The organism is Mycoplana azooxidifex (genome assembly GCF_014196765.1).
Taxonomy (GTDB): Bacteria; Pseudomonadota; Alphaproteobacteria; order Rhizobiales; family Rhizobiaceae; genus Mycoplana; species Mycoplana azooxidifex.
On the sequence record NZ_JACIEE010000009.1, the window covers coordinates 1 to 26,865 of the forward strand.

Here is a 26,865-nt window from a genome sequence, read left to right on the forward strand (position 1 = left end):
CCCCGTCGCTCACCGCGTTGGGGGAAGGTTCACATGGCTCAATTCTCAATGGAAATTATGCGCCTAACCGGCTCAGTTCTGCGCGGAAACCAACATCCTGGGAATCATGTTCATCTCGATGCCTTCCTTGCGCGGCCAGCCGCTCCGTGATCCCCCCACAGAGAGACCAGAGGGACGTCCATGCTCCTTCAATCAGGCTGCGATGGTGGCACATCGCGGCAGGGAGAAATGTCCATTGGCGGGCGTTCCGGCAGAAGGATAGGCTAAATATCCGGCCCCGGTGGAGAGACTGTCTTTCGACCTGGACTGTTCAAAGCCCGGTCTTCATCGCCTTGCCTGCCACGTAGGCTTCCCGCACCGCGCGGTCGTCGCCGAGGGTCTGCAGCAGGAAGAGTTCGTCGGCGAGCGAGCGGACGACCTCCATCCGGAGCGCCATCGCGGGCGTGGCGGAGGCGTCGAGGACGACGAGGTCGGCGTCGGTGCCGGCATCCAGCGTTCCGATCCGGCCTTCGAGCGAGACGGCCTCAGCGTTGCCGAGCGTCATGTGGTAGAAGCTCTCGAACGGGTTCAGCCGTTCGCCCAGCAACTGCTGGATCTTGTAGGTCTCGTCCAGCGTCTTCAGCATGGAATAGCTGGTGCCGCCGCCGACGTCGGTGGCAAGGCCGATCCGCACCGGCTTTTCCCGGCGCGACAGGGCTTTCAGCGGAAACAGGCCGGAGCCGAGGAAGAGGTTGGAGGTCGGGCAGTGGACGGCGACAGCACCCGCTTCGCTCATCGCATCCGCCTCGCGCTCGGAAAGATGGATGCAGTGGCCGAACAGGCTCTTTGGCCCCAGCAGCCCGTAGCGGGCGTAGACGTCGGTGTAGTCGATCGCGTCGGGGTAGAGCTCGGCGGTGAAGCGGATCTCCTCGTCGTTCTCCGACAAGTGCGTCTGGACGTGCAGGTCGGGGAACTCGCGGGCGAGTGCTGCCGTCATCTCCATCTGCGCCGGCGTCGAGGTGATGGCGAAGCGGGGCGTGATGGCGACGTGGTTGCGCCCCTTGCCGTGCCATTCCTCGATCACCGCGCGGGTCTCGTCGTATCCCATCTGCGGCGTGTCGAGCAGCCCTTGCGGCGCGTTGCGATCCATCATCACCTTGCCGCCGATCATGCACATGCCGCGCTTCAGCGCCTCGGCGAAATAGGCGTCGGCCGAGGCCTTGTGCACCGAGCAATAGGCGACCGCGGTCGTCGTGCCGTGGCGGAGCATCTCGTCGTAGAAATGGCGGGCGATGCGCGCCGAATGCTCCGGCTCGACGAAGCGGCATTCCTCGGGAAAGGTGTGGGTGTTCAGCCATTCCAGCAGGTTTGCGGCATAGGCGCCGATCACCTGCATCTGCGGGAAATGCACGTGGGTGTCGATGAAGCCCGGCATGATCAGGCACGGCCGGTGGTCAATCTCGTCCGCATCCGCCGGGGTTGCGGCGCGCACCTCCGCATAGGTTCCGACGGCAACGATGCGGCCGTTTTCGATCAGCAGGCCGCCGTCGTCCTCGTAGCGATAGGCGTCCCTGTCGTCGATGCCTTCCGGGCGGCGGACGAAGCCGAGCAGGCGTCCGCGCAAGAGCGTTGCCGTCATCGTGCGTCTCCTTGCGAAACCGCGCTTTCATACCAGGCGGTCAGCAGTTGCCGCTCGTCCGGTGTCACGCCGGTGAGATTTCCGGGAGGCATGGCATGGCTGCGAGCGGCCTGCAAATAGATTTCGCGCGCGTGCCTTGCGATCGCCGCGTCGCTATCGAGCACCACGTCCCTGGGCGCTGCGTGCAGCCCTTCCCAGACGGGCTCGGCGGCGTGGCACATCGAGCAGCGGCTGGAGACGACGTCGCGGACGGCGGGGAAATGCGCGTCGGAAGCGAATTTCTGAAACACCGGCGCGGGCGCGGCTCCGGCCGTCTCGCCGGTCAGCACCTTCGGCACGGTCGAGAGCCAGATGATCAGGATGAACAGGATCGTGGTGGCGAGCCAGGTCCAGGTCGGGCGACCCTTCCTGGCGTGGGTGGTGTTGAACCAGTGGCGGATGGTGACGCCCATCAGGAAGACGAGGGCGGCGATGATCCAGTTGAACGCGGTGGCGAAGGCCAGCGGGTAGTGGTTCGACAGCATGAAGAAGATGACGGGCAGCGTCAGGTAGTTGTTGTGCAGCGAGCGCTGTTTGGCGATGACGCCGTATCTGGGATCCGGCGTGCGCCCGGCGATCAGGTCGGCGACGACGATCTTCTGGTTGGGAATGATGATGAAAAAGACGTTGGCCGACATGATGGTGGCGGTGAACGCGCCGAGATGCAGGAAGGCGGCGCGGCCGGTGAAGACCTGTGTGTAGCCCCAAGCCATGGCGACCAGCAGGATATAGAGCAGGATCATCAGGCCCCAGGTATTCCTTCCCAGCGGCGACTTGCAGAGCAGGTCGTAGAGGATCCAGCCGAGCGCCAGCGAGGCGAGCGAAATGGCGATCGCCGTCAAAGCAGACACGTCGAGCACCTGCCGGTCGATCAGGAACAGTTCGGCGCCGCCGTAATAGACCAGACAGAGCATGGCGAAACCGGAGAGCCAGGTGGCGTAGCTCTCCCATTTGAACCAGGTCAGGTGTTCCGGCATGGTCGCCGGTGCGACCAGGTATTTCTGGATGTGGTAGAAGCCGCCACCATGGACCTGCCACTCCTCGCCATAAGCGCCGGGCGGCAAATGCGGCCGGTTCACCAGGCCGAGATCGAGGGCGATGAAATAGAAGGACGAGCCGATCCAGGCGATCGCCGTGACGACATGCAGCCAGCGCACCGCCAAGGCGATCCATTCCCACGCGACGGCGTATTCATACATGCGATGCCCCTCTTGTTCGTCCGCACTGCACATTGCGAAAAAAATCCGGGCGAGGGAAGGGGAGCCACACCGCTTCCCACCGATCACGCGTCAGTCGGGGAGGTCCGGCAGCTGCGTGTGCAGCCAGGCACGGAACAGTCTGATCTTGGGGACGTTGCGCCGGCTTTCCGGGTAGACCAGCCAGTGGGCCTTGCCATCGCTGCAGGCAAGATCGAAGGGCCGGTAGAGCCGGCCGCGCGCGATCTCGTCGGCGTAGAATTCCGGGCTGAGCATCGCGACGCCATGGCCGCCCATCACCGTGTCCGCCTCCAGCGTCTGTGTGCCGAGATAGGTGTGCGGCCGGTCGCCGAGATCGATGCCGGGCATGCCGGCCTCGGCGAACCACAGCGCCCACCAGGGATCGGTCGGGTCGAAGATCGGCAGCTTGAGCAGGTCCTCCGGTTTCTCGATGCCGCCGACGCTTTCGGCGAGGCTGGGGCTCAGCATCGGCGTGACCGTCAGTCCCATCATCCGGTGGCAGGCGAGCCCTGGCCATAGGCCGTCGCCATAGCGGATCGCGACGTCGACGGCCTCGCGGGAAAAGTCGACCAGACGCTGCTCCGTCAAGAGACGCACGGCGACCGTCGGGTTCTGCAGGTGAAAAGAGCCGAGGCGCGGCGCCAGCCATCTGGACGCCATCGAGTAGGTCGAGGAGATCACCAGCGTGCCCTCGGCGTCCTCGAGGACCGAGGCGAAGGCGTCGGAGAGGATCGCAAACGCTTCGGCCACCTTCGGCGCGAGCCGCTGGCCGATCTCGGTCAGCACGATCTGGCGCGGGCGACGCAAAAACAGCGGCTCGCCGAGCAGGTCCTCGAGCAGCTTGATCTGGTAGCTGACCGCGGTCTGGGTCATCCCCAGTTCCTCGCCCGCGCGGGTGAAGCTGCCCTGGCGAGCGACCGCGTCGAACACGCGCATCGCATTCAGGGGGAACTGGCGGGCCATCTTCACGGATAAGCTCTCTTGATGCGTACAGACGGATGTTCGATTGGAATTGCAGCACTTCGGGGCGCAGGATGCAAGCAAGTTCAACAATCGCCATGAGGTGTCATTATGGCCTGCCCCGAACTCGCCCGAGACGAATACACCATTCGCCAACCGCTTCCCGCCCCGTTCGACTGGTGGGTACGCACGATCGTCGAGGCGCTCCTGCCATCGCTCAGCACCCGCGTGCCGCGGCTCGACATCGACGACCTGCCGGACCATCTGAAGCGCGATCTCGGGTTCCTCGACGGCCGCGACCGCTATTGCGACGAAGGGCGGTGAAGGTTGGTGGCGCCACCCTCCCTCTTCTCCCCAGCGGGGAGAAGGTGGCCCGAAGGGCCGGATGAGGGGGAGGCGGCGCGCGCAGCGTTTGCGGTAAGGACCCCCTCATCGCCTCGCTTTCGCTCGGCACTTCTCCCCGGTGGGGAGAAGAGGGAGGTCGCGGTGATGTCTTGCGCGGATCATCCGTCCCGAGCGCAGCCGCCTGCCCCTCACATCCCCCGCAACCGCTCCACCGCCATCAGCACCCGCTCCGGCGTCGCCGGGGCATCCAGCCGCGGGCAATGTTTGTATCCGGCGACGCTGGCCGCCGCCATCGAGAGCGCCTCCAGCACCGAGATCGCCAGCATGAACGGCGGCTCGCCGACGGCCTTGGAGCGGCCGATGGTGGGCTCGGCGTTTTCCGACCATTCGGCAAGGCGGACGTTGAAGATCTTCGGGCGGTCGGAGGCGAGCGGGATCTTGTAGGTGGAGGGCGCGTGCGTGCGCAGCCGCCCCTTATCGTCCCACCACAGTTCCTCCGTCGTCAGCCAGCCCATGCCCTGGACGAAGGCGCCCTCGACCTGGCCCTTGTCGATCGCCGGGTTCAGCGAGCGGCCGACGTCGTGGAGGATGTCGACGCGGTCGACCTGGTATTCGCCGGTCAGCGTGTCGATCGACACCTCGGAGACGGCGGCGCCATAGGCGAAATAGTAGAATGGCGAGCCCATGCCCTTCGCCCGGTCCCAGTGGATCTTCGGCGTCTTGTAGAAGCCGGCCGCCGAAAGCTGGACGCGGGCCATGTAGGCCTGCCTGATGAAATCGGCAAACGGGACCAGTGTCTGCCCGATGCGGACGTGATGCGGCACGAAGGCGATGTCTTCCGGCGCGACGGCCCACTTTTCCGCCGCGAAGGCGACCAGCCGTTCCTTGATCTGCCTGGCCGCGTCATAGGCCGCCATGCCGTTCAGGTCGGAGCCGGAGGAGGCGGCGGTGGCGGACGTGTTGGGCACCTTCGCCGTCGTCGTCGCCGTGATCTTCACGCTCGCGATGTCGACCTGGAAGGCGTCCGCCAGCACCTGCGCCACCTTGGTGAACAGGCCCTGGCCCATCTCGGTGCCGCCATGGTTCAGGTGGATCGAGCCGTCCTGGTAGACATGCACCAAGGCGCCGGCCTGATTGTACCAGGTGGCGGTGAACGAGATGCCGAACTTCACCGGCGTCAACGCGATGCCCTTGCGGATCACCCGGCTATTCGCATTGAAGTCGAGGATCGCCTTGCGCCGCGCCTGATAATCGGACGAGCGTTCCAGTTCGTCGACGATGCGGGCGACGATGTTGTCTTCGACCGGCTGGTGATAGGGCGTCAGCACCCGGTCCGAACCGGGCTCGCCATAGAAATTCGTTTTACGGATCTCCAGCGGATCCTTGCCGAGCGCATAGGCGATCTCCTCGATGATCCGCTCGCCGCCGACCATGCCCTGCGGGCCGCCGAAGCCGCGGAAGGCGGTGTTGGAGACGGTGTGCGTCTTCAGCGGCTGGGAGGTCAGCCGCACATGCGGATAGAAATAGGCGTTGTCGGCGTGGAACAGGGCGCGGTCGGTCACCGGGCCGGAGAGGTCGGAGGAGAAACCGCAACGGGCGGCGTAGTTGGCGCTGACTGCCTGGATGCGGCCATCGTCGTCGAAGCCGGCATCGTAGGAGACGAGGAAATCGTGGCGCTTGCCGGTCGCAGTCATGTCCTCGTCGCGGTCGGGGCGGAACTTGACAGCGCGCTTCAGCCTCTTGGCGGCGATCGCGGCGATCGCGGCGAACTGGTTGGACTGCGTCTCCTTGCCGCCGAAGCCGCCGCCCATGCGACGCACCTGCACGGTGACCGCATTGGAGGGAATGCCGAGCGCATGGCTGACCATGTGCTGCACCTCGCTCGGATGCTGGGTGGAGGACCAGACGGTGACATCGTCGTCCTCGCCGGGGATGGCGAGCGCGATGTGGCCTTCCAGATAGAAATGGTCCTGCCCGCCGACGCGCATCTCGCCGCTGATGCGGCGAGGCGAGGCGGCAAGCGCCGCACCGGCATCGCCGCGCGACAGCGTCAGCGGGTCGGTGACGAGTGCCGCACCGTTTGCCAGCGTGTCGGTCACGTCGGTGAAGTGTGGCAGGTCGCGGTATTCGATCTTGGCCAGACGCGCCGCCTTTCGTGCCGCCTCGCGGGTGGTCGCGATCACGGCGAAGACCGGCTGGCCGTGGAACTCGACACGGCCTTCGGCGAGCACAGGCTCGTCGTTCCGGCCGGTCGGGCTGATGTCGTTTGAGCCCGGCACGTCGGCGCCGGTCATCACCCAGACGACGCCGGGGGCCGTGCGGACGGCGGAAAGGTCGATCGAGATTATCTCGGCATGCGCGCGGTCGCTCATGCCGAGTGCGGCGTGCAATGTGCCCTCGGGCTCAGGCATGTCGTCGATGTAGTCGGCACTGCCGGCGACATGCTTGTGGGCGCTGTCATGCCGCAGCGGCGCGTGCATCGGCGCCGAAATCGTCTTGCGTTCCTCGAAGGCGGACTTGTCCATGCTCAGGCCTCCAGGCACGCCAACACCCTCCCCTTGAGGGGGAGGGTCGGAGCGAAGCTCCGGGGTGGGGTGATACGCAGTCGGTAACGTTGGTTCACCCCCACCCGCGCGTACCGCGCGACCTCCCCCCTCAAGGGGGAGGTGAAGTGCTGTACGGGATCGTTGTTCCATGTGGCCCCCTCATCCGGCGCTGCGCGCCACCTTCTCCCCGGTGGGGAGAAGAGGGAGATCGGGGCGATGCGGGGCCTCCGCTTCACCGGTGCTGCGGATGCAAGGCAGGATTCACGGTCCATCCGGGAGGTGAAGGTTCCCGCAACCACCCTCTTCTCCCCAGCGGGGAGAAGTGCTGAGCGCAGCGAGGCGATGAGGGGGGGCGACGGTGCGGCGTGCGTAGAGCAGGCGACAGGTTCGCTCCTCATCCGTCTGCCGGCACCTTCTCCCCGCAAGCGGGGAGAAGGGAGCGTGCCGCAAGGTTTCCGTCCCCCTCTCCCCGCTTGCGGGGAGAGGGGCGGCGCGTGGCGTGTGGCGGGGAGCGAGGTCCGCACCACCGAAGCGAGGCGCAAGCGACCGGCCGGCCGTGACGGTTGCTTGCCGTGCCGGGGGGCGATTGCGGTCGTTGGAGTGGTTTGCTCACCCATCACGCCACCTCCCCGAACCGCCGCAGTTGCGCCGTCTCGCCCGTCGTTTCCAGGTAGAACCGCGTCAGCAGGTTCTTCGCCGCCAGCATCCGGTAGGCGGCGGTGGCGCGCCAATCGGTGAGGGGGGCGTAGTCCTTTTCCAGTTCCGCAGCCGCCGCCTGGGCGGTCGCTTCCGTCCACGGCCGGCCCATGAGTGCCGCCTCGGCATGGCTTGCGCGTTTGGGCGTGGCGGCCATGCCGCCGAAGCAGATGCGGGCGTCGGTGACGAGGCCTGCGGCATCCAGCGACAGGCGGAAGGCGCCGCACAGCGCCGAGATGTCCTCGTCGCGGCGCTTGGAAATCTTGTAGACGGCGAAGCGGTCGTCCGCCGCCGGGGCGGGCACGAACAGGCTTTCGACGAACTCGCCGGGCTCCCGATCCTGCTTGCCATAGGCGATGAAGTACTCTTCAAGCGGCAGTTCACGGCGGCCGGCGGTCGAGCGCAAGGTCAGGCGTGCGCCGAGTGCGATCAGCGGCGGCGGGGTGTCGCCAATCGGCGAGCCGTTGGCGATGTTGCCGCCGATCGTGCCCATGTTGCGCACCTGTGCGCCGCCGATGCGCTCGATCAGCAGGCGCAGGCCGGGCACGAGGCCGCAAAGGGCTTCGCAGGCCTGCGTGTAGGTGACGCCGGCGCCGATCGTCAGGCCCTCCGCGGTGCGCGTGATCGCCTGCAGTTCGCCCAGGTGATTGATGAAGACGACGGGGTCGAGTTCGCGCATCTGCTTGGTCACCCAGAGCCCGACATCGGTGGAGCCCGCGACGACGGTCGCCTTCGGCTCGGCCGCCAGCACGTCGGCCAGCGCTTCGACGGAGGCCGGAACGACCACACGGTTTCCAGTCGCGCCGAGACGGATCGTCTCGCGCGGCGACAGTGTGGCCAACTTCTCCTTCACCGCGGTGCGCGTGCGCTCTATCGGGTCGAACACCGTGCTCGGCCGGCTTGCGGTCAGGGCTTCGGCTGCGGCCACGATCGGCTCGTAGCCCGTGCAGCGACAGAGATTGCCCTGCAGCGCCTTTTCGATCTCGGGCCGGCCCGGCCGGTCGCTGGACAGCCACAATCCGTAGAGCGACATGACGAAGCCCGGCGTGCAGAAGCCGCATTGCGAGCCGTGATGGTCGACCAGCGCCTGCTGCACCGGATGCAGTGCACCATCGACGCCGGCCAGGTGCTCGACGGTGACGACGTGGGTGGCGTTCATGGAGCCGAGCAGGCGGATGCAGGCGTTCACGCTCTCGTAGACGAGGTCGCCGCCCAGGAGCCGGCCGACGAGCACCGTGCAGGCGCCGCAGTCGCCCTCGGCGCAGCCCTCCTTGGTGCCGGTCAGCCGCCGGCGCAGGCGCAGCCAATCGAGCAGCGTGCCGGTTGCCGGGACGTCGTCGAGGGCGATGTCCTCGTCGTTCAGGATGAAACGGATGCGGTCGGTCTGCTGCATGCGCCTTCTCTTGCCTCGGCCTGCTATTGCGCGGTCCAGCCGCCGTCGATGGAGATGTGCGTGCCGGTGATGGAGCGGGCGGCATCGCCGGCGAGGAAGATCGCCGTCTCGGCCACTTCCTCGACGCTGACGAATTCCTTGGTCGGCTGGAATTTCAGCATGACGTCCGACTTCACCTGCGCCTCGGTGATGCCGCGGGCGCGCGCCGTGTCGGGGATCTGCTTCTCCACCAGCGGCGTCAGCACGTAGCCCGGGCAGATGGCGTTGACGGTGATGCCCTGGTCGGCGACTTCCAGCGCCACAGCCTTGGTCAGGCCCATGATACCATGTTTCGCCGCCACATAGGCCGACTTGAAGGGCGAGGCGACGAGGCCGTGGGCGGAGGCGACGTTGATGATGCGGCCCCAGCCCTTCGCCTTCATCGCGGGGATCGCGGCGCGGATCGTGTGGAATGAGCTCGACAGGTTGATGGCGATGATCTGGTCCCACTTCTCGACCGGGAAGTCCTCGATCTTCTCGACATGCTGGATGCCGGCATTGTTGACGAGGATGTCGACGCTGCCGAATTCGGCGGCTGCGGTCGCGATCAGGTCGGCGATCTCGGCGGGCCTCGTCATGTCGGCGGGATGATAGACCACCTTGCCGCCGCCGAGGCCGGAAAGCCGGTGCGTGATCTCCTCCACCTCGGCCGCGCCGCCGAGTCCGTTAATCACGACATTGGCGCCGGTCCCGGCGAAGGCCGTGGCGATCGCAAGGCCGATACCGCTGGTGGAGCCGGTGACGACGGCTGTCTTCATCTCGCACTTCTCCCATATTCTCGCGGCGAGCAGAGCCTCCGGCGCGCCGCTTTGCAGCCAGCCTACGCGCAAGAGACCGGCCGTTGCAATCGGCTTTTGGAGCGGTGCAGCGCAGACTTTGTGCGCTGCAGGTTGCGGTTTATTTTCTTTTGACATTCGTTTTCATGTCGTATTGAAGATTCCGAAGGCCGTTGGGAGCGGTCGAACAGGACGGAGGGTTTCATGGGAGGCTTCATACTCGCAATCGACCAGGGCACGACCTCGAGCCGGGCGATCGTCTTCGATGATGGCCAGCGGGTGGCGGGCGTCGGCCAGCGCGAGTTCCCGCAGGTCTTTCCCCGTTCGGGCTGGGTCGAGCATAACCCGGAGGAGATCTGGGAAAGCGTGATCTGGTCGGCCCGCGTCGCGCTCGAGCAGGCGGGCATCGACGCATCGGAACTTTCGGGCATCGGCATCACCAACCAGCGCGAGACCGTCGTCGTCTGGGACCGCGAGAGCGGCCGGCCGATCCACAACGCCATCGTCTGGCAGGACCGGCGGACGGCGGACCGCTGCGAGGAACTGAAGCGGCAGGGACTGGAGGAGCTCTTCACCGGCAAGACCGGCCTGTTGCTCGATCCCTATTTCTCCGGCACCAAGCTCGCCTGGCTGCTCGACAATGTCGACGGCGCCCGCGCGCGCGCCGAACGCGGCGAGCTCTGCTTCGGCACGATCGACACGTTCCTGATCTGGCGGCTGACCGGCGGACGTTCGTTCGCCACCGATGCGACCAATGCGAGCCGGACGCTGATGTACGACATCGCCGCCAACGGCTGGGACGACGAACTGCTTTCGATCCTGAACGTTCCGAGGGCAATGCTGCCCGAGGTCTTCGATTGTGCGGCCGATTTCGGCGTCACCATGCGCGAGCACCTCGGCGCCGAGGTGCCGATCCTCGGCGTTGCCGGCGACCAGCAGGCGGCGACCATCGGCCAGGCTTGTTTCGAGCCGGGGATGATGAAATCGACCTACGGCACCGGCTGCTTTGCGCTCCTGAACACCGGTTCGGACATGGTGCGCTCGAAGAGCCGGCTGCTGACCACGATCGCCTACCGCCTGGACGGCGAGACGACCTATGCGCTGGAGGGCTCGATCTTCATCGCCGGTGCGGCCGTGCAGTGGCTGCGCGACGGTCTGAAGATCATCGGGGCGGCATCGGAAGCGAGCGCGCTGGCGCAAAAGGCGGACCCGACGCAGCACGTCTACCTGGTGCCCGCCTTCACCGGGCTCGGCGCGCCGCACTGGGATCCGGATGCGCGCGCGGCGATCTACGGCATGACGCGGGGCACGGGTCCGGCGGAGTTTGCGCGCGCCGCGCTGGAGGCGGTCTGCTTCCAGACCCGCGACCTTCTCGACGCCATGCGCGGGGACTGGGCCAACGGCGCGCGCGACACGGTGCTGCGCGTCGACGGCGGCATGGTCGTCTCGGACTGGACCATGCAGCGGCTCGCCGACATCCTCGACGCGCCGGTCGACCGGCCGACGATCCTGGAGACCACGGCGCTGGGTGCTGCCTGGCTCGCCGGCCATCGCGCCGGCGTCTGGCCCGACCGCGACGGCATCGCCAGCTCCTGGGCGCGCGACCGCCGCTTCGAGCCGCAGATGGACGAGGAGACCCGCGCCGAAAAGGTCGCAGGCTGGAAGGACGCGGTGCGGCGGACGCTGAGCGCGGGGTAGGGGGCGGCGCGACCTGCGGCGGAACGTGACGTCAGGGCAATCGCCCTGTGCGAAACCCCTCTGGCCTGCCGGCCATCTCCCCCACAAGGGGGGAGAAGACCCGCGGCACCTGTCTGGCCGAGCGACAGCTTGGCAAGGCGCGGCGGGCGGGCCGCAGTCGGCCAAATTGAAACAATTTACGAATTTTTCATGCGCCGTGTCGGGATCGGCGCTACTCCTACGTCATTGCAACGATGGGAGGAACCGATGCTGTATGCCGTTCTCTGCTACAATTCCGAGGATGCGGTCGCTGCCTGGAGCAAGGAGGAGGAGGACAAGGTGATGTCCGACCTTGCCGCGGTGGAGCGCAAACATGCGGCCGCCGGTCGGCTCGGGCCGGTGGCGCGGCTGATGCCGACGACGGCGGCGACCACGCTGAGGAAGGCGCCGGGCGAAAGCTTCGTCGTCGACGGTCCCTTCGCCGAAACCAAGGAACAGTTCCTCGGCTTCTTCGTCATCGACATGGAGACGCTCGACGAGGCAATCGCCTTCGCCAAGGAACTGGCGGTCGCCAACCCCGGTGTCGGCGCCTACGAGATCCGGCCGCTGCGCGTCTTCAAACCCGGTGGAGCACTGGACCCGTTGTGAGCGAACTCTCCTGGATCGACCTCGCGCTTTCCTCCGCCCGCCCGCAGGCGATGGGGGCGCTGTTGCGCTACTTCCGCGACCTCGACCTCGCGGAGGAAGCCTTTCAGGAAGCGTGCCTCAGGGCCGTGCGCACCTGGCCGGACAAGGGGCCGCCGCGCGACCCGGTCGCCTGGCTGATCTTCGTCGGCCGCAACAGCGGCATCGACAGCCTGCGCAAGCGGGCGCGGCAGGAGCCGCTGCCGCCGGAGGAGACGCTGTCCGACCTGGAGGACGTCGAGGGCGACCTCGCCGAGCGGCTGGACGGATCGCATTACCGCGACGACATCCTGCGGCTTCTGTTCGTCTGCTGCCATCCCGAACTGCCGGCGACGCAGCAGATCGCGCTGGCGCTGCGCATCGTCTCCGGGCTTTCGGTCCACCAGATCGCTCGCGCCTTCCTCGTCTCGGAGGCGGCGATGGAACAGCGCATCACCCGTGCCAAGGCGAGGATCGCGGCTGCCGGCCTGCCGTTCGAGGCGCCGGATGCTTCGGCCCGCGCGGCCCGGCTCGGCGCCGTCGCGGCGATGATCTACCTCGTCTTCAACGAAGGCTATTCCGCCGGCGGGAACCAGCGCGCCGGCACCCCCTTCTGCGAGGAGGCGATCCGGCTTTGCCGGCTGCTTCTGCGGCTGTTTCCATCCGAGCCGGAGATCATGGGGCTGACGGCCTTGCTTCTCCTGCAGCATTCACGACTGAAGGCGCGGTTCGACGCCGGGGGCGGGATCGTGCTCCTGGAGGATCAGGATCGCAGCCTCTGGGATCAGCGGATGATCCGCGAGGCGCTGGCGCTGATCGACAAGGCCCTTCGCCACCGCGCGCCGGGGCCCTACCAGATCCAGGCGGCGATCGCCGCACTGCATGCGCGCGCGAAACGCTCCGAGGAGACCGACTGGGAGGAGATCGACCTGCTCTACCAGTCGCTCGAACGGCTGCAGCCGTCGCCGGTCGTGACGCTGAACCGGGCCGTTGCCGTGTCCAGGCGGCAGGGCGCACAGGCGGCGCTCGACCTGATCGAACCGCTCGAAGACCGGCTTTCGGGATATTTCTATTTCCACGGGCTGAGGGGCGGGCTCCTGAAGCAGCTCGGCCGCAATCGCGAGGCGCATGCCGCCTTCGAGCGCGCGATCGCCCTTGCGACGACGCCGGCGGAAGCCGCCCATATCCGCCAGCACCTCGACGGGCTGGCGCGCGACGTCACCGCCGGCACGACGCTCTGAGCCCGCCGGAATTGCACTGCGCCTGCCTTTGTAGTAATGTTCCTACAAATGGAGGTGCTGCATGGCGCGCATGACGAGCCGGGAATTCAACCAGGATACAGGCCGGGCAAAGAAGGCGGCGGAACGCGGCCCCGTCTTCATCACCGATCGGGGGCGGGCGGCGCACGTGCTGCTGTCGATCGAGGACTATAACCGATTGGCGCGTCGCAGCGGAACCATCGCCGATCTGCTGGCCATGCCCGGCGGCGAGGATGTCGAGTTCGAGGCGCCGAAACTCGGCGATGCGGCTCTGCGCCCGGCGGAATTCGACTGATGTATCTGCTCGATACCAATGTCGTATCCGAACTGCGCAAGAAGGCGGCGGGACGCGCCGATCCGGCCGTCCTGCGCTGGTCGGAGACGGTGGCGCCGGCACAGCTCTATCTCTCTGCCATTTCGATCCTCGAACTGGAACTCGGCGTGCTGCAGAAGGAACGGCGGGACGCCCGGCAGGGCGCGGCCCTGCGCCGATGGCTGAACGAGGCCGTCCTGCCTGCCTTCGACGGCCGTATCCTTGCGGTGGACCATCTGGTCGCACTCCACTGCGCGCGGTTTTCCGTGCCCGACCCACGGCCTTTTCGCGACGGATTGATCGGAGCGACCGCGGCGGCAAGCAATTTCGTTCTGGTGACACGGAACCTGCGCGACTTTGCCGGCATGGACCTCGAACTGCTCGATCCTTGGGCGTTCTGAACCCGTGCCCAGCCAAGCCCGGATGGCCTACTTCCAGATGCCGAAGCGCTCCTGCATGTAGGCGACCGAGGCGCGGTTCGCGTCCTTGCGGGTGATGCCCTCGATCGTCGAGCGGTAAAGGGAATCGATGTCGTGGGCGCCGGTCGTCACCGGTTCCTCGATGCCGGCGGGCAGCCAGATCGGGATACCCTTCCACGCCAGCAGGCCGGAGAGCCAGACGTCGTCGACCGTCCATACGGCATCGGGGATGTCGTAGGCGGTGTCGTCGAAGAAATCGGGGCGCACGACGACGCCGCCGAGCCCCTGGAGGATGTCGACATAGCCGGACCGGGCGATCGGGCGGCGCATCGGGCGCGGCGCGTCCTGGCGCAGCACGGCCGTGCGGACCCTGTGGGCCAGCCGCCGCGCGCGCAGCGGCAGGTCGAGCTTGCCGGTTCGCACCGCCTTCGGCTGGAAGGGGCCCGGCTTGCCGCGATGGGACGGGACGGCCTTGCCGTTCAGGGCCACGCATTCGCTGGGTCGGGTCGCCTGGACGGCGAGGAGATCGCCGGCCCAGGTGGGGGCGAACACCTTGTCGTCGTCGCAAAAGAGGATCTGCGCCGGCTTGCCGCGAAGCTCCCTCGCCGTGAACAGGACCTTCGAGGCCGGGCCGAGGTCTGTGTCCGGACGCACGATCCTCACGCCATCCGGGACCTGCGGCAGCGCGCCGTCATAGTCGGGAAAGCGGCGGTAGCGCAGGGGGATATGGAGGCGCACTTCATCGATCTCGGCCTTCTGGGCGACGAGGCTTTCCAGCGTCGGGCCGAGGGTAGCAAAGCGCGGCGGAATCGTGGATAGCGAGATGATGCGCAACGAATTGTCCCGGAACGAAAGAGAGGGCCGACAAAGGCGCGGCGACGTCGGCCAGACCCTTGCCATGACCGATCACGGATGGTCAAGGGACTGCCGGTAGCGGCGGACATCGGTCCCGGCGGGCGCGCGCTCGGGGAGGAACCCAGGGCGGGAGGGTCGGTGTTGACCGAATTACGTCGGTGCAGGGCCTGCGGAACGCTCTGTTTCCATTTCCGGCCTTTGCAGGCGCGCTGCGTCCCCCTATCGTCCGCAACGACCGAACATCCGGAAAAACACGCTCATGGAACTTGGCCTTCACACCTTTGCCGATGTCGATCCCAATGCTGCCGACCGCGGCATGGAAGGGGAGCGGCGCGTGCGCGAGCTTCTCGAGGAGATCGAGCTTGCCGACCGGGTCGGTCTCGACGTGTTCGGGATCGGCGAGCACCACCGTCCGGACTACGCAGCCTCCGCCCCGGCGGTCATCCTCGCGGCGGCGGCGGCGAGGACGAAGACCATCCGGCTTTCCAGTTCGGTGACCGTGCTTTCCTCCGACGACCCTGTGCGCGTCTTCCAGCAGTATGCGACGCTCGACCTGATCTCGAACGGGCGCGCGGAGATCATGGCCGGCCGCGGCTCCTTCATCGAATCCTTCCCGCTGTTCGGCTACGACCTGGAGGACTACGACAAGCTGTTCGAGGAGAAGCTCGACCTGCTGCTGGCGATCAACGAAAGCGAGAAGGTTTCCTGGAGCGGAGAGACGCGGTCGCCGATCCCGGGGCTCGGCATCTATCCGCGACCGGTCCATGGCCGGCTGCCGATCTGGATCGCCGTCGGCGGCACGCCGCAATCGGTGGTGCGGGCTGCGGCCCATGGCCTGCCGCTGGCGCTGGCGATCATCGGCGGCACGCCTGCGCGCTATGCGCCGCTGTTCGATCTCTATCGCGAGGCCGCAGGCCGCGCCGGGCAGGACCTCGCAAAGCTGAAGACCAGCATCAACGTGCACGGCTTCATCGCCGACACGTTCGAGGCGGCGGCGGACCGGTTCTTCGGGCCGCAGACCGCAGTGATGAACCGGATCGGCGCCGAGCGCGGCTGGGGGCCGACGAGCCGGGCGCAGTTCGACCTCGCGACCGGGCCGGAAGGACACCTGTTCCTCGGCGATCCGGAAACGGTCGCAGCCAAGATCGTCGCCCATCACCGGCTCTTCCGCAACGACCGTTTCGTGCTGCAGATGGCGATCGGCCTGATGCCGCACGAGCAGATCATGCGCGGCATCGAACTCTACGGCACGAAGGTCGCGCCGCTGGTGCGCGAGGCGCTTGCGGCGGAGACGCCGCGCGCCTGAGGCATGGCCCCCGCGGCTCCTCCGTGGTATGGAGCGCGCCGAAAGCGAGATACGATGACCCTCAACAACGACGAAGACCTGCGCGGCATGCAGGCGATCGGCCGCCTCTGCGGCAACGTCCTGCAGCACATGGGCGCGGCCATCCGCCCGGGCATGACGACTGTGGAACTGGACCTGATCGGCCGGCGGATGCTGGAGGAGGCCGGTGCCCGCTCGGCACCCGAAAGCTGCTACGAGTTTCCCGGTGCCACCTGCATCAGCGTCAACGAGGAAGTCGCGCACGGCATCCCCGGCGATCGCGTCATCGCCGAGGGCGACCTCGTCAACATCGACGTCTCCGCCGAACTCGGCGGCTATTTCGCCGATACCGGCGCTTCGTTCACGGTCGGCCGCGTCGCTGCGAACGTGGACCGGCTCTGCCGCGACGGCAAGCGGGCGATGTGGGTGGGGCTGAAGGAGGTCAAGGCCGGCAGGCCGCTGTCGGCGATCGGCAACGCCATCGGCACGTTTGCGCGCAAGAACCGCTATACATTGATCACCAACCTCGCCAGCCACGGGGTCGGGCGCTCGCTGCACGAGGAACCGTCGGAGATTGCCACCTGGCCGGATCCGCGCGAGAAGCGGCTGATGAGCGAGGGCCTCGTCTTCACCGTCGAACCGTTCCTGTCGCTCGGTGCCAACTGGGCGGAGAACGGCGACGACGACTGGACGCTCTACAGCGACCCGCGTGCACCGACCGTCCAGTTCGAGCATACCGTGGTGGCGACGAGAAACGGGCCGCTGATCCTGACGCTGCCGGGCTGAGGCCAGGGGCGCATCGTCGGCCTTCAGAAATTATCGTCGATCGATCAGTTTTAGTCGTTTGACGCCACATGCTGCGCTGCAATAGGACGGCGGCATGCTGCATGTCTCCAAACCGTTCCATCCCCATCCGGTCCTCGTGGCGATCGCGGGCGGGCTGGCGCTCGCGTCCCTGATGGGGTTCGGCCGGTTCTTCTATACGCCCGTCCTGCCGGCGATGATGGCGGACCTGCACCTTGATCCGGCGCAGAGCGGCCTGATCGCCGCTGCCAATTTCGCCGGCTATCTCGCAGGCGCCGTCCTGGCGGCCTATGGCTGGGCGGCCGGACGCGAGCGCTCGCTGGCATTGGCTGCGCTGGCGGCGAATGCGGTGCTGCTTGCGGCCATGGGCTTTGCCGGCACCATCCCCGCCTTCATCGTCATCCGTTTCCTCGCCGGGCTCGCCAGTGCGCTCGGCATGGTCTTCACCTCCGCCATCGTCCTTTCGCACGGGCTTGCGGCGGGCGATCGGCGCGTCCCCGTCATCTATTTTTCCGGCGTCGGCGCGGGGATCGCGTTGTCGTCCCTGCTCGTGCTGGGGCTTGCCTCGCTCCATCCTGCCGGAGTGCCGGGCTGGCGGCTGGACTGGTTCGTCGCGGCCGCCTTTGCCGCGCTCGCCTTTGCTGCGATCGGACCCTTCCTGCCGCGCGGCGGCAGGGGCGGCCCGGTCCGGCCCGAGCCGCAGCTTGTCTGGAGACGGCCGCTCGTGGCGCTCACGCTGAGCTACGGGCTGTTCGGCATCGGCTACGTCGTCACCGCCACCTTCATCGTCGCGATGGCCCGCGAGGGCGGCGGTGGCCACCTGCTCGAGGGCCTCACCTGGTTCCTCACCGGCCTGACGGCGGCGCTGTCGCTCTTTGTCTGGAAGGCGCTCGACCGACGTCTCGGCACCCTCGGGGTCTATCGTGCGGCGCTCGTGCTCGAGGCGCTCGGTGTTGCGGCGACGGTCGTGCTGCCGGCGCCGGCATCCGTTCTCGTCGGTGGCTTCCTGCTGGGGGCGACCTTCATGGTGGTCACCGCCTATGGCCTCCAGCTCGGTCGCACCATGGCGCCGGAGAGCCCGCGCCGGTCGCTTGCCATGATGACGGCGGCCTTCGGCGTCGGCCAGATCATCGGGCCGCTCGCCGCCGGCTGGCTCGCCGGCCTGTCGGGCGGCTACGGCCTGCCGAGCCTGCTTGCGGCCGCCGTGCTGGCGATCGCAGCGCTTGCAACACTTGCCGCCCGCGATCACGACTTGATTAAATCTCGGTAATCCACGGCCCCGGCGATTGTTGCTGTGCGGAAACTGCTTTAGTTTCCGCGCGAACCGGAGCGGAGCAACCGTTCCCGCAACGAGAGACGATCGCCTTGTTTCATTCCTTCTTTCCCGAACCGAAAAAGTTCTTCCTGTCCGCCCTGATCTGGACGTTCGTGGTCGTTGCGTTCTGGTACAGTTTCGGCGAGAGCCTCGGCGCTTCGCTGGGCCTGCCGCCGTTGGCGCCTGGGCAGGAGGTGCCGATCGGCATCGGCCACTTCTTCACCACCGCCTCGATCTGGTTCTATCTGTATTTCATCGCCTCGATCGTGATCTTCTGCGGCTTCTGGCAGGTGCGTGCGACCGACCAGCCGTGGCGGCTCTGGTCCGTCTGGGGTTCGGCCTTCCTGCTGTTCACGGTCTATTTTTCCGTCGACATCAGCGTAGCGGTCAACAACTGGCGCCGCCCGACCTATGACCGGATCATCGAGGCGCTGAAGGCGCCGAATACGGTCAGCTATGACGAACTGTACGGCTACGTCCTGATCTTCTTCCAGCTCGCCACGATTTCGATCGTCACCGGCGTCCTGATCGCCTTCTTCACCAGCCACTACGTCTTCCGCTGGCGCAACGCGATGAACAACTTCTATACCTCGGTCTGGCCGAAGGTGCGCCATATCGAGGGTGCCTCGCAGCGTATCCAGGAAGATACGATGCGCTTTGCCAGCACCGTGGAAGGTCTCGGCATCCGGCTGGTCGATAGCTTCATGACGCTGATCGCCTTCCTGCCGGTATTGCACGCGCTTTCGGCCACCATCACGGAACTGCCGATCGTCGGCGCCATTCCCTATCCGCTGGTGACGGCGGCGATCTTCTGGTCGATCTTCGGAACGGTGCTGCTCGCCGTCGTCGGCGTCAAGCTGCCGGGGCTGGAGTTCCGCAACCAGCGCGTCGAGGCGGCCTACCGCAAGGAACTCGTCTATGGCGAGGACCATGCCGACCGCGCCCAGCCGCCGACGGTCGTCGAGCTGTTCGACAATGTCCGGAAGAACTATTTCCGGCTCTATTTCCACTACATGTATTTCAACGTCGCCCGCTATTTCTACCTGCAGACCGACGTCATATTCTCGCTGTTCCTGCTGTTGCCGTCGGTCGTCGGCGCCACGATCACCTTCGGCCTGATGCAGCAGATCCAGGGCGCGTTCTCGCAGGTGACCAATTCGTTCCAGTACCTCGTCAACTCCTGGCCGACCGTCATCGAGCTGATCTCGATCTACAAGCGCCTGCGGGCCTTCGAGGCGGCGATGGACGACAGGCCGCTGCCGTCGATCGACGAAGAGTTCATCGCCGCCGGCGGGGTCGAGGAGATGGCGCAGTAAGACGGTACTGGCAGCGTCAGAGCGTTTCGGAGGCGGCCTTGGCCGCCTTCGTCCGTTTGGCCAGGAGGTCCATCGCCTCGCGCTGGCTGACGCAGGCGACGCCGGGCCTGGGGCAGACTTCCGTGAGGAAGCGATCGAGCGCGCGCCAGTAGGCGCCACCGTTCATCTCGACGAAATGAAAGCCGAGCTGGAGCGGGATCCGGTCGCCGGAGTATTGTTTTTCGAACGCGGCGCGGAAGGCGGAGAGCGCCCGTTCCTCGAAGGCCGCACTGCGCTTCTTGTCCTCGATCCCGAGCGAGTGGCGGACGAACAGATTGTAGTCCATGCCGATCACCGGCTTGGCGGAGGGACCCTCGGGGATCAGCGGCAGGGAAAAGTGCACGAGGCCGTCGCTCTCGGTCGGCAGTGCCGGTCCCTTGGAAACCTGGCTCGCGTCGTAGCGGAAGCCGAAATCGCGCAGCGCCGCGTTCAGGGGGGATCCGGCGGCGAGATAGGGCGCGCGGAAACCTATGATGTCCTTTTCGGCGAAATTTCGCCATTCCACCGGCTCGCGCTCGGGCACGCCGGCGTTCTGCCAGGCGTCGCGCAGCGTGTTGCGGAAGAAGTCGAACTCCTGCTTCCACTCGTCGGTGCTCCACTTCGAACCATCGAAATGGCCGCAGGCATGGCTGCCGATGTCGTGCCCCTCGGCGCGGGCCTGCCAGATGTGCTCGAGCCGGGTGATGACGTCCTTGTTGTCCGGTGCGAAGCCGACGTTCGACCTGCCGCGCTGGTGGTGCGGGGCCTGGTAGCTCTTGCGGTTCTCCTTCGTCATCAGGAAGGTGCAGGAGAGGAAATAGGTAAAATGCGCGCCGGTGCGTTTCGCCATTTCGCGGCTCTGTGTCCACAGCCGGTTGTCGTGGGCACCGTCGAAGGAGACGACGACCAGCTGCTCGGGCGCGTTTTCCGCCAGGTCCCGCGGCGACTGCGCGAGGGCCGGAAAACTGGCAAAGGAAAGGGCAAGGACGGTCGAAAGACTTGATCGAAACATGGGCACCGCGACAATTTGCAACGGGCCTTCATCGGTTGTGAATGCGGCGAAGCCATGATCGCACTGGAATTTGGCCGAAGGCGGCGTTATCCCAGCGTGACGGTCTCAGATCGCATTTCCATGACGAAAGGCGGAATTCCATGACTTTACTCGTTGCGGGCATCGTACTCTTCATCGCCACGCATCTCGTTCGCCCGTTTGCGCCGGGCCTTCGTGCCGCCGCAATCGACCGCCTCGGCAAGCCGGCCTTCATGGCGATCCATGGCATCGTTTCGCTCCTGAGCGCGGCGATGATGGTCTATGGCTTCGCCGACGCGCGCCAGAACGCCGGGACCATGCTCTACCATCCGCCGGCATTCACGGCGCACATCGCGCTGACGCTGATGCTGATCGCCTCGATCTGTCTGGTCGCAGGCTTCCTGCCGGCGGGATACATCCGCACGAAGCTGAAATTCCCGCTGCTGGTGGCCATCAAGATCTGGGCGCTCGCGCACCTGCTCGCCAACGGCGAGAGCTATTCGGTGGTGCTGTTCCTGGCGATCCTCGCCTGGGCGGTCGTCCTTCGCATCTCGCTGAAGAAGCGGATCGCATCCGGGCAGACGAAGCTGCCGGTCTTCGTTTCCGCTCGCTATGACGTGATCGCCATCGTTGTCGGCGTGGCGCTCTACGCGGCAATCGTGCTGAAACTGCACGAACTCCTGATCGGCGTCGCGCCGTTGGCCTGACCGGTTTTTTCGCTTTGGATCGGCGAGGGCGGCGCGAAATCGCGCTGCCCCCTTACAACGCGCCAAAAATCGGGTAGAAGCGCGAAAAACAAATTCACGAGTGAAAGCCGGAACCGATAATGGCAAACCAGGACGACAGCTTTATCCGCGAAGTCAACGAGGAGCTTCGCTCCGACCAGGTGCGCGCCTTCTGGCGGCGCTTCGGCCGGGTTCTCATCGCTGTCGCGGTTCTCTTCGTCCTCGGCACGATCGGCAAGGTCGGCTACGAATACTGGCGCGAGCGCGAGGCATCGGCTGCCGGCGACAAGTTCCTCTCCGCGCTGACGCAGATCCGCGAGGGCGACAAGGACGAGGGCCAGAAGCAACTGGCTGCGCTCGAGCAGGAAGGCTTCGGCGCCTATCCGGTATTGGCTCGCATGCGCTCCGCCTCGCTCCTGGCGGAGGGCGGCGATGCCGCCGGCGCGGTCACGGCGTTCTCCGCGATCGCCAATGACGGTTCGGTGCCGCAGGCCATCCGCGATGCCGCCCGCCTGCGCGCTGCCTATCTGCTGGTCGACACGGGCACCTACGAGCAGGTCGCAGCCGAGGCCGAGCAATTGACGAACGCGTCGAGCCCGATGCGCCATTCGGCGCGCGAGGTGCTGGGTCTTTCGGCCTACAAGGCCGGCGACTTCGCCCGCGCCAAGGAATGGCTCGAGCAGGTCGTCAACGATGCCGAGGCGCCGCGCAACCTCTCCAACCGTGCCCAGATGCTGCTCGACCTGATCGCCGCCAGCGGCAAGGCCTCCTGACGCCGCGCCTTCGCGCGGCTCAAACCGGAACGGAACGTCCCATGAGCTTCACCGTCGCCATCGTCGGGCGCCCCAATGTCGGCAAGTCCACGCTGTTCAACCGGCTGGTGGGCAAGAAGCTCGCGCTCGTCGACGACACGCCGGGCGTGACCCGCGACCGCCGACCGGGCGAGGCGAAGCTGGTGGACCTGCGCTTCCGCGTCGTCGATACCGCCGGTCTCGAGGAGGCCGCCCCCGAGACGCTGCAGGGCCGCATGCGCGCGCAGACCGAAGCGGCAATCGACGAGGCTGACCTGTCGCTCTTCGTCGTCGACGCCAAGTTTGGCCTGACGCCGGTGGACCAGGCGCTGGCCGAGATGCTGCGCCGCCACGGCAAGCCGGTGGTTCTCGTCGCCAACAAGTCCGAGGCACGCGATTCCGACGCCGGCTTCTACGATGCCTTCACGCTCGGTCTCGGCGATCCGACGCCGATTTCGGCCGAGCACGGCCAGGGCATGATCGACCTGCGCGACGCCATTGTCGCCGCGCTCGGCGAGGAGCGCGCCTTCCCGCCGAAGGAGGACGAAGCCGTTACCAACGTGGACGTGCCGCAGGCCGCACCCGACGCCGAGGGCGAGGCGGAAGAGGAAGAGCCGGCCTATGACGAGACCAAGCCGCTGCGGGTGGCGATCATCGGCCGACCCAACGCCGGCAAGTCGACGCTGATCAACCGCTTCCTCGGCGAGGACCGGCTCCTGACCGGCCCGGAGGCCGGTATCACGCGCGACAGCATCTCGGTGGATTGGGAATGGCGCGGCCGCACCATCAAGATGTTCGACACCGCCGGCATGCGCCGCAAGGCGAGGGTGCAGGAGAAGCTGGAGAAGCTTTCGGTCGCCGACGGCCTGCGCGCGATCCGCTTCGCCGAGACGGTCGTCATCGTCTTCGACGCGACCATCCCGTTCGAGAAGCAGGACCTGCAACTCGTCGACCTCGTCCTGCGCGAAGGCAGGGCGGCGGTGCTCGCCTTCAACAAATGGGACCTGATCGAGGATCAGCAGGCGGTGCTGGCCGAACTGCGCGAGAAGACCGAGCGGCTGCTGCCGCAGGCGCGCGGCATCCGCGCCGTGCCGATCTCCGGCCAGACCGGCCGCGGACTCGACAAGCTGATGCAGTCGATCATCGATACCGACCGCGTCTGGAACCGCCGCGTCTCGACCGCCAAGCTGAACCGCTGGCTGGAGGCACAGCAGATCCAGCATCCGCCTCCGGCCGTCTCCGGTCGAAGGCTGAAGCTGAAGTACATGACCCAGGTGAAGGCCCGTCCGCCGGGCTTCATGATCTCGTGCACGCGCCCGGAGGCGCTGCCGGAGTCCTACGTCCGCTACCTGACGAACGGCCTGCGCAACGACTTCGACCTGCCGGGCGTACCGATCCGCATCCACTTCAAGGCGTCGGAAAACCCGTTCGAGCCGAAGAAGAAGCGGCGCTGAGGCTGCTGGGCGTGCAGCACACGGACTAGAGCGACCCAACGCGGGGAGATGGTGCTAGCGTGCTCGCTGCACCATCGGTGGTCGTGGATTGTTACTCCGTATGGCTTCGCTCAAGTGGAACGGTCTGACCTGACTTGTAATCGGCTTCCTTTGCCGGCGCTTTTGCAGGAAATGGGAGATCGTTAAGGTTGCTCTCTTGAGATGTTTCTACTATCGCTGCCGCGTCCGTATTGACCGGGAGAGTTACGGTGCCTAGGGCTGCAGTTCTTGCCGTACTGGTTTTCCTCGCATCATTCCTTCAGGCGTTTTCCAGTTCGCGAACCCCCAATTTCACGGAGGCAGGCTCGCAAGAGCTTGGCTTGGCTGATTTAATGCCTAGTTCGCTTTTTGCCTTTGGTATGTCCGTTGGCGAGCTCGAGAAGGTGATCCAATCGCGCTATCCTACGTGGGCTCGTTCGGAGCGCAAACGCGCCACAAATAATCGAAATGATCCTTCTCTGTCCGCGAAAGCGAAAACTCCATATTTGCAAACGCTTTCCATATCGCATGAGAGTAGTGCGCAGGGTATCCGCCAAAGCTATTCCTTTGCATTGACGTCACCTCTCAGCGGAAACCGTGTCTACTCAATCGTATACAAAGTTGAAGCACTCGACGGCGTGCGCGGTTTGGTTCCAGTCAATACTTGGGCTGCAGGCTTGTTTTCCAGGTGGGGAGAGAAGCATGGTGGAGCGCGATCGGAGACACGAGCGAGAGCAACGTATTTTTTTGATCTAGACCATGAATTGATAAAGGAAGGCGGGAAAATATGCGACCAGATCTATCCGTCATTCCACAGATTGGACGAAAAGACGATTGATGAGGTGAACAAGTTGGCTGATTTAGTAGTTTCAACTGGTTGCGCCTATGCCAAAGACAATATCGTCTCTCTTGTTGACGCACTTCTGATATCGAGTTCAATTTTCTATAGTGTCGATTTTGCGAGCCAGGCAGCCGATGTACAAAGACGGGTTGTCTTTGGAGAAGACTGATTTAGTTACTAAGACATTTCAATGAGTCGCATTCAAGGTCAGCTAGGCAGCTTCTCCCGCGCCACCAGCGCTCCATGATGCTGGATGACGGCAGCGGCGATGTCGGCGGCGAAGCGGGCGGCTTCGGGAGCGTCGCCGGTGACGATGTAGCGGGCGAGGAAACTGCCGTTGAAGCTGTCGCCGGCACTCGTGGTATCTACGATGGCATCTACGCGCGCTGAGGGGACGTGCGTGGTCGCGCCGCCAAAGGCGAGGGTGGCGCCGTCCGCGCCGTCCTTGACGACGATATCGGCGACGCCGAGCGCGCGGTAGCGGGCGATCGTCGCTGCGACCGAGGCGTCGCCGAAATGGGTGGCCTCGTCGTCGAAGCTCGGCATCACCAGCGAGGCGGCCCGCGCACCTTCGCTGATCGTCTCGCGCATGCGCTCGGGGCTGTCCCAAAGGCGGGCGCGGATATTGGGGTCGAGGGCCACGAGCTTGCCGGCGGCCCTGGCGCGGCGGAGTTCCGCCAGGAGCGTATCGACATCCTCGGGCGAGAGGATCGCCAGCGTGATCCCCGAGAAGACGACGATGTCCGATGCCTCGATCGCCTCGCGCAGCCGATCGGCGTCGCGCGCGAGCAGCTTTGCCGCGGAGGCCGAACGCCAGTAGGAGAAGCTGCGTTCGCCGTCGTTCAGGTGGATCATGTAGAGGCCCGGCGAACGGCCCTCGATGCGCGCGATGCGGCCGATGCCGACGCCCTTGCTCTCGATGAAGGCCAGCATCTCGTCTGAGATCTTGTCACGGCCGACGGCGGTGAAATAATCGACCGACCAGTCGGCGGGCAGGTACAGGCGGGCATAGTAGGCGGTGTTGAAGGTGTCGCCGGCGAAGCTCTTGCGCATCAGGCCGCCATCCGCCTGCATCAGTTCCACCATGCATTCGCCTATCGCGAGCAGCTTGCCTGCCATGAAATTCGCCTCCCTATCTGCGTCGGAAGGAGGAGATACTGTCAAACAGGGCAAGGGGCAAGGTGACGCCGCTGCCGCCGGTCCGCCGGCGGGCGCGGGCGCGCGCCTCGCCGGGGATGTGGACGCCATAGTCCGCCGAAAGCCGCTCCAGCTGCCGGGCGAGCCGGGTTTCGAAATCGCGGGCCAGGAACTGGGGCGCGATCGCGAGGATGAAGAGACCGGCGCCCGGCGTCTCGTCGCCCGACTGGAAGTCGGGTGCGTCGAGCGACCAGTTGGCGCCCGTCAGCCCCGCCGCCAGCACCTCGACCATCAGCGCGATATTGGCGCCGCGCGCGCCGCCGAAGGCGAGAAGCGCGCCCTTGATCGCCGCGTTCGGGTCGGTGGTCGGCCGGCCCTCGGCGTCGAGCGCCCAGCCCTCCGGAATGGTCCCACCGCGTTCGGCCGCTTCCCGGACCTTGACGAAGGCCGTGGCACTCGATGCCTGGTCGATGACGAGAGGCGGGCCGTTTGCGCGCGGTGCGGCAAAGGCGAGCGGGTTGGTGCAGTAGACCGGCTTCGTGCCGCCGGCGCCTGCGATCAGGGCCGGGCCGTTGGTGGCGGCGAACGCGACGAGGCCTTCCGCTGCGAGGCGGGCGACATACCAGCCGAGCTCGCCGGTGGTGAAGCTGTTGTGCGAGGCGTAGACCGTCAGGCCGAAGATGCGGGTCTTCGACACCAGCTCCTCGAAGGCGGTGTCGAAGCCGAGCTGGGCGATCCCGCCACGGCAGTCGCATCGCGTCAGCGCAGGAACCGGCGAGGTGAGCAAGGGTTCGGCGCGGCCGTCGATGCGGCCGCAGTCGAGCGCATCGAGATAGTCGGGCAGGTGCGCCAGTCCGAGTGCGGGCTTGCCGGCCGCTTCGGCGGCGACGATCGCCCTTGCCAACGAGCGCGCGAGTGCTTCGCTGGCGCCAGCCCGCACCAGCGCAGCGGCGGCAAGCGTCGAGATCTCGGCAAGCGTCAGGGAGATGGTGCGATCAGCCATGCGGTCGCCTCCGGGAATGGGACAGGCGTTTCGCGCCCGGGCGGCGGCCGGCGGGACGCGGAACCTGGCGGCAGGTGTCGTTCGGCACAAGTCTTGCCGGATGGTGGCCATGGTGGCGGCGCAAAGGCGGCTCCGTCGGTCTGCTCCAGGCCCAGTTGCGCGCCATCATCAAGCCCTGCGCCGCCGGCGTCAACCGCAGGAGGCATAAAGGCGCGGACGTCGGCAGGCCGCAACGGCATCGATCAGGCGCGTCCGTTTGGCTGTTTACGCGTCC

Annotated in this window: 24 protein-coding genes; 14 read left to right on the plus strand and 10 right to left on the minus strand. The window is 66.2% G+C overall.

What is annotated here, in order from left to right:
* Window positions 1-310: 310 nt before the first annotated feature.
* From guaD to GGQ64_RS20325, 3 genes are all read right to left on the minus strand, one after another.
* A complete protein-coding gene (gene guaD / locus GGQ64_RS20315) occupies window positions 311-1,618 on the minus strand; it encodes a guanine deaminase (RefSeq protein WP_183807164.1) in 1,308 nt (435 codons plus the stop codon).
* The gene (puuD, locus tag GGQ64_RS20320) at window positions 1,615-2,856 is read right to left on the minus strand and encodes a urate hydroxylase PuuD (protein WP_183807165.1); all 1,242 of its coding nucleotides are present in this window, start codon (window positions 2,854-2,856) and stop codon (window positions 1,615-1,617) included. Before puuD ends, guaD begins: the two co-directional genes overlap by 4 nt.
* A gap of 90 nt (window positions 2,857-2,946) precedes the next feature.
* The gene (locus tag GGQ64_RS20325; protein ID WP_183807166.1) at window positions 2,947-3,843 is read right to left on the minus strand and encodes a LysR substrate-binding domain-containing protein; all 897 of its coding nucleotides are present in this window, start codon (window positions 3,841-3,843) and stop codon (window positions 2,947-2,949) included.
* 102 nt (window positions 3,844-3,945) lie between these two features.
* On the opposite strand from GGQ64_RS20325, the gene GGQ64_RS20330 reads away from it, so the two are divergent.
* Entirely contained in the window at window positions 3,946-4,158 is a 213-nt protein-coding gene (locus tag GGQ64_RS20330) for a hypothetical protein (protein WP_183807167.1), read from the plus strand.
* 209 nt (window positions 4,159-4,367) lie between these two features.
* On the opposite strand, the gene xdhB is transcribed toward GGQ64_RS20330, so the two are convergent.
* From xdhB to GGQ64_RS20345, 3 genes are all read right to left on the minus strand, one after another.
* On the minus strand, window positions 4,368-6,704 hold the full coding sequence (gene xdhB, locus GGQ64_RS20335) for a xanthine dehydrogenase molybdopterin binding subunit (protein ID WP_183807168.1): 2,337 nt from the start codon (window positions 6,702-6,704) through the stop codon (window positions 4,368-4,370).
* Between the two features lie 637 nt (window positions 6,705-7,341).
* On the minus strand, window positions 7,342-8,814 hold the full coding sequence (xdhA, locus tag GGQ64_RS20340) for a xanthine dehydrogenase small subunit (protein ID WP_183807169.1): 1,473 nt from the start codon (window positions 8,812-8,814) through the stop codon (window positions 7,342-7,344).
* Between the two features lie 23 nt (window positions 8,815-8,837).
* Complete coding sequence (locus GGQ64_RS20345) at window positions 8,838-9,611, minus strand: 3-hydroxybutyrate dehydrogenase (protein WP_183807170.1); 774 nt, start codon at window positions 9,609-9,611, stop codon at window positions 8,838-8,840.
* Between the two features lie 222 nt (window positions 9,612-9,833).
* On the opposite strand from GGQ64_RS20345, the gene glpK reads away from it, so the two are divergent.
* The 5 genes from glpK (at window position 9,834) to GGQ64_RS20370 (ending at window position 13,942) form a co-directional block, all read left to right on the plus strand.
* Window positions 9,834-11,327, plus strand: coding sequence for a glycerol kinase GlpK (gene glpK / locus GGQ64_RS20350; RefSeq protein ID WP_183807171.1), 1,494 nt, complete (start codon window positions 9,834-9,836; stop codon window positions 11,325-11,327).
* Window positions 11,328-11,573: 246 nt separating this feature from the next.
* The gene (locus GGQ64_RS20355; RefSeq protein ID WP_183807172.1) at window positions 11,574-11,954 is read left to right on the plus strand and encodes a YciI family protein; all 381 of its coding nucleotides are present in this window, start codon (window positions 11,574-11,576) and stop codon (window positions 11,952-11,954) included.
* Window positions 11,951-13,210: a sigma-70 family RNA polymerase sigma factor gene (locus tag GGQ64_RS20360; protein ID WP_183807173.1), complete on the plus strand. Its 1,260-nt coding sequence runs from the start codon at window positions 11,951-11,953 to the stop codon at window positions 13,208-13,210. Before GGQ64_RS20355 ends, GGQ64_RS20360 begins: the two co-directional genes overlap by 4 nt.
* A gap of 61 nt (window positions 13,211-13,271) precedes the next feature.
* On the plus strand, window positions 13,272-13,523 hold the full coding sequence (locus tag GGQ64_RS20365) for a type II toxin-antitoxin system Phd/YefM family antitoxin (protein WP_183807174.1): 252 nt from the start codon (window positions 13,272-13,274) through the stop codon (window positions 13,521-13,523).
* A complete protein-coding gene (locus GGQ64_RS20370) occupies window positions 13,523-13,942 on the plus strand; it encodes a PIN domain-containing protein (protein ID WP_183807175.1) in 420 nt (139 codons plus the stop codon). The genes GGQ64_RS20365 and GGQ64_RS20370 overlap by 1 nt, the downstream gene beginning before the upstream one ends.
* A 27-nt stretch (window positions 13,943-13,969) precedes the next feature.
* On the opposite strand, the gene GGQ64_RS20375 is transcribed toward GGQ64_RS20370, so the two are convergent.
* Window positions 13,970-14,794, minus strand: coding sequence for a glycosyltransferase family 2 protein (locus GGQ64_RS20375; RefSeq protein ID WP_183807176.1), 825 nt, complete (start codon window positions 14,792-14,794; stop codon window positions 13,970-13,972).
* A 280-nt stretch (window positions 14,795-15,074) separates the two neighbouring features.
* Between GGQ64_RS20375 and GGQ64_RS20380 the strand changes: the two genes are divergently transcribed.
* The 4 genes from GGQ64_RS20380 to sbmA all read left to right on the plus strand — a co-directional run bounded on the left by GGQ64_RS20380 (window position 15,075) and on the right by sbmA (window position 19,574).
* A complete protein-coding gene (locus GGQ64_RS20380) occupies window positions 15,075-16,121 on the plus strand; it encodes an LLM class flavin-dependent oxidoreductase (protein WP_183807177.1) in 1,047 nt (348 codons plus the stop codon).
* 54 nt (window positions 16,122-16,175) lie between these two features.
* A complete protein-coding gene (gene map, locus GGQ64_RS20385) occupies window positions 16,176-16,925 on the plus strand; it encodes a type I methionyl aminopeptidase (RefSeq protein ID WP_183807178.1) in 750 nt (249 codons plus the stop codon).
* 94 nt (window positions 16,926-17,019) lie between these two features.
* Window positions 17,020-18,213: a YbfB/YjiJ family MFS transporter gene (locus tag GGQ64_RS20390; RefSeq protein ID WP_183807179.1), complete on the plus strand. Its 1,194-nt coding sequence runs from the start codon at window positions 17,020-17,022 to the stop codon at window positions 18,211-18,213.
* Between the two features lie 95 nt (window positions 18,214-18,308).
* Window positions 18,309-19,574: a peptide antibiotic transporter SbmA gene (gene sbmA, locus GGQ64_RS20395; RefSeq protein WP_183807180.1), complete on the plus strand. Its 1,266-nt coding sequence runs from the start codon at window positions 18,309-18,311 to the stop codon at window positions 19,572-19,574.
* A 16-nt stretch (window positions 19,575-19,590) separates the two neighbouring features.
* On the opposite strand, the gene GGQ64_RS20400 is transcribed toward sbmA, so the two are convergent.
* Window positions 19,591-20,604, minus strand: coding sequence for a polysaccharide deacetylase family protein (locus tag GGQ64_RS20400; RefSeq protein ID WP_183807181.1), 1,014 nt, complete (start codon window positions 20,602-20,604; stop codon window positions 19,591-19,593).
* A gap of 140 nt (window positions 20,605-20,744) precedes the next feature.
* Between GGQ64_RS20400 and GGQ64_RS20405 the strand changes: the two genes are divergently transcribed.
* The 4 genes from GGQ64_RS20405 to GGQ64_RS20420 all read left to right on the plus strand — a co-directional run bounded on the left by GGQ64_RS20405 (window position 20,745) and on the right by GGQ64_RS20420 (window position 24,620).
* On the plus strand, window positions 20,745-21,329 hold the full coding sequence (locus GGQ64_RS20405; RefSeq protein WP_183807182.1) for an NnrU family protein: 585 nt from the start codon (window positions 20,745-20,747) through the stop codon (window positions 21,327-21,329).
* Between the two features lie 119 nt (window positions 21,330-21,448).
* Window positions 21,449-22,120 carry a tetratricopeptide repeat protein gene (locus GGQ64_RS20410; RefSeq protein ID WP_183807183.1) on the plus strand — a complete coding sequence of 224 codons (672 nt, stop codon included), beginning with the start codon at window positions 21,449-21,451 and terminating at the stop codon, window positions 22,118-22,120.
* Between the two features lie 41 nt (window positions 22,121-22,161).
* Complete coding sequence (gene der, locus GGQ64_RS20415; protein WP_183807184.1) at window positions 22,162-23,592, plus strand: ribosome biogenesis GTPase Der; 1,431 nt, start codon at window positions 22,162-22,164, stop codon at window positions 23,590-23,592.
* 248 nt (window positions 23,593-23,840) lie between these two features.
* Window positions 23,841-24,620 carry a nucleoside/nucleotide kinase family protein gene (locus GGQ64_RS20420; RefSeq protein WP_183807185.1) on the plus strand — a complete coding sequence of 260 codons (780 nt, stop codon included), beginning with the start codon at window positions 23,841-23,843 and terminating at the stop codon, window positions 24,618-24,620.
* 38 nt (window positions 24,621-24,658) lie between these two features.
* Here the strand turns inward: GGQ64_RS20420 and GGQ64_RS20425 are convergent, their stop codons facing one another.
* Together GGQ64_RS20425 and GGQ64_RS20430 are read right to left on the minus strand one after the other, a co-directional pair.
* Entirely contained in the window at window positions 24,659-25,570 is a 912-nt protein-coding gene (locus tag GGQ64_RS20425) for a sugar kinase (protein WP_183807186.1), read from the minus strand.
* Window positions 25,571-25,583: 13 nt separating this feature from the next.
* Window positions 25,584-26,591, minus strand: a complete 1,008-nt coding sequence (locus GGQ64_RS20430; protein ID WP_183807187.1) for an Ldh family oxidoreductase — start codon at window positions 26,589-26,591, stop codon at window positions 25,584-25,586.
* Window positions 26,592-26,865 lie beyond the last annotated feature (274 nt).

Bases quoted from the DNA above. Each gene is read 5' to 3' on its own strand.
- guaD (WP_183807164.1), bottom strand. From the start codon at position 1,618: ATGACGGCAACGCTCTTGCGCGGACGCCTGCTCGGCTTCGTCCGCCGC.
- puuD (WP_183807165.1), bottom strand. From the start codon at position 2,856: ATGTATGAATACGCCGTCGCGTGGGAATGGATCGCCTTGGCGGTGCGC.
- GGQ64_RS20330 (WP_183807167.1), top strand. From the start codon at position 3,946: ATGGCCTGCCCCGAACTCGCCCGAGACGAATACACCATTCGCCAACCG.
- xdhB (WP_183807168.1), bottom strand. From the start codon at position 6,704: ATGGACAAGTCCGCCTTCGAGGAACGCAAGACGATTTCGGCGCCGATG.
- xdhA (WP_183807169.1), bottom strand. From the start codon at position 8,814: ATGCAGCAGACCGACCGCATCCGTTTCATCCTGAACGACGAGGACATC.
- GGQ64_RS20345 (WP_183807170.1), bottom strand. From the start codon at position 9,611: ATGAAGACAGCCGTCGTCACCGGCTCCACCAGCGGTATCGGCCTTGCG.
- glpK (WP_183807171.1), top strand. From the start codon at position 9,834: ATGGGAGGCTTCATACTCGCAATCGACCAGGGCACGACCTCGAGCCGG.
- GGQ64_RS20355 (WP_183807172.1), top strand. From the start codon at position 11,574: ATGCTGTATGCCGTTCTCTGCTACAATTCCGAGGATGCGGTCGCTGCC.
- GGQ64_RS20365 (WP_183807174.1), top strand. From the start codon at position 13,272: ATGGCGCGCATGACGAGCCGGGAATTCAACCAGGATACAGGCCGGGCA.
- GGQ64_RS20370 (WP_183807175.1), top strand. From the start codon at position 13,523: ATGTATCTGCTCGATACCAATGTCGTATCCGAACTGCGCAAGAAGGCG.
- GGQ64_RS20380 (WP_183807177.1), top strand. From the start codon at position 15,075: ATGGAACTTGGCCTTCACACCTTTGCCGATGTCGATCCCAATGCTGCC.
- map (WP_183807178.1), top strand. From the start codon at position 16,176: ATGACCCTCAACAACGACGAAGACCTGCGCGGCATGCAGGCGATCGGC.
- GGQ64_RS20390 (WP_183807179.1), top strand. From the start codon at position 17,020: ATGCTGCATGTCTCCAAACCGTTCCATCCCCATCCGGTCCTCGTGGCG.
- GGQ64_RS20400 (WP_183807181.1), bottom strand. From the start codon at position 20,604: ATGTTTCGATCAAGTCTTTCGACCGTCCTTGCCCTTTCCTTTGCCAGT.
- GGQ64_RS20405 (WP_183807182.1), top strand. From the start codon at position 20,745: ATGACTTTACTCGTTGCGGGCATCGTACTCTTCATCGCCACGCATCTC.
- GGQ64_RS20410 (WP_183807183.1), top strand. From the start codon at position 21,449: ATGGCAAACCAGGACGACAGCTTTATCCGCGAAGTCAACGAGGAGCTT.
- der (WP_183807184.1), top strand. From the start codon at position 22,162: ATGAGCTTCACCGTCGCCATCGTCGGGCGCCCCAATGTCGGCAAGTCC.
- GGQ64_RS20425 (WP_183807186.1), bottom strand. From the start codon at position 25,570: ATGGCAGGCAAGCTGCTCGCGATAGGCGAATGCATGGTGGAACTGATG.
- GGQ64_RS20430 (WP_183807187.1), bottom strand. From the start codon at position 26,591: ATGGCTGATCGCACCATCTCCCTGACGCTTGCCGAGATCTCGACGCTT.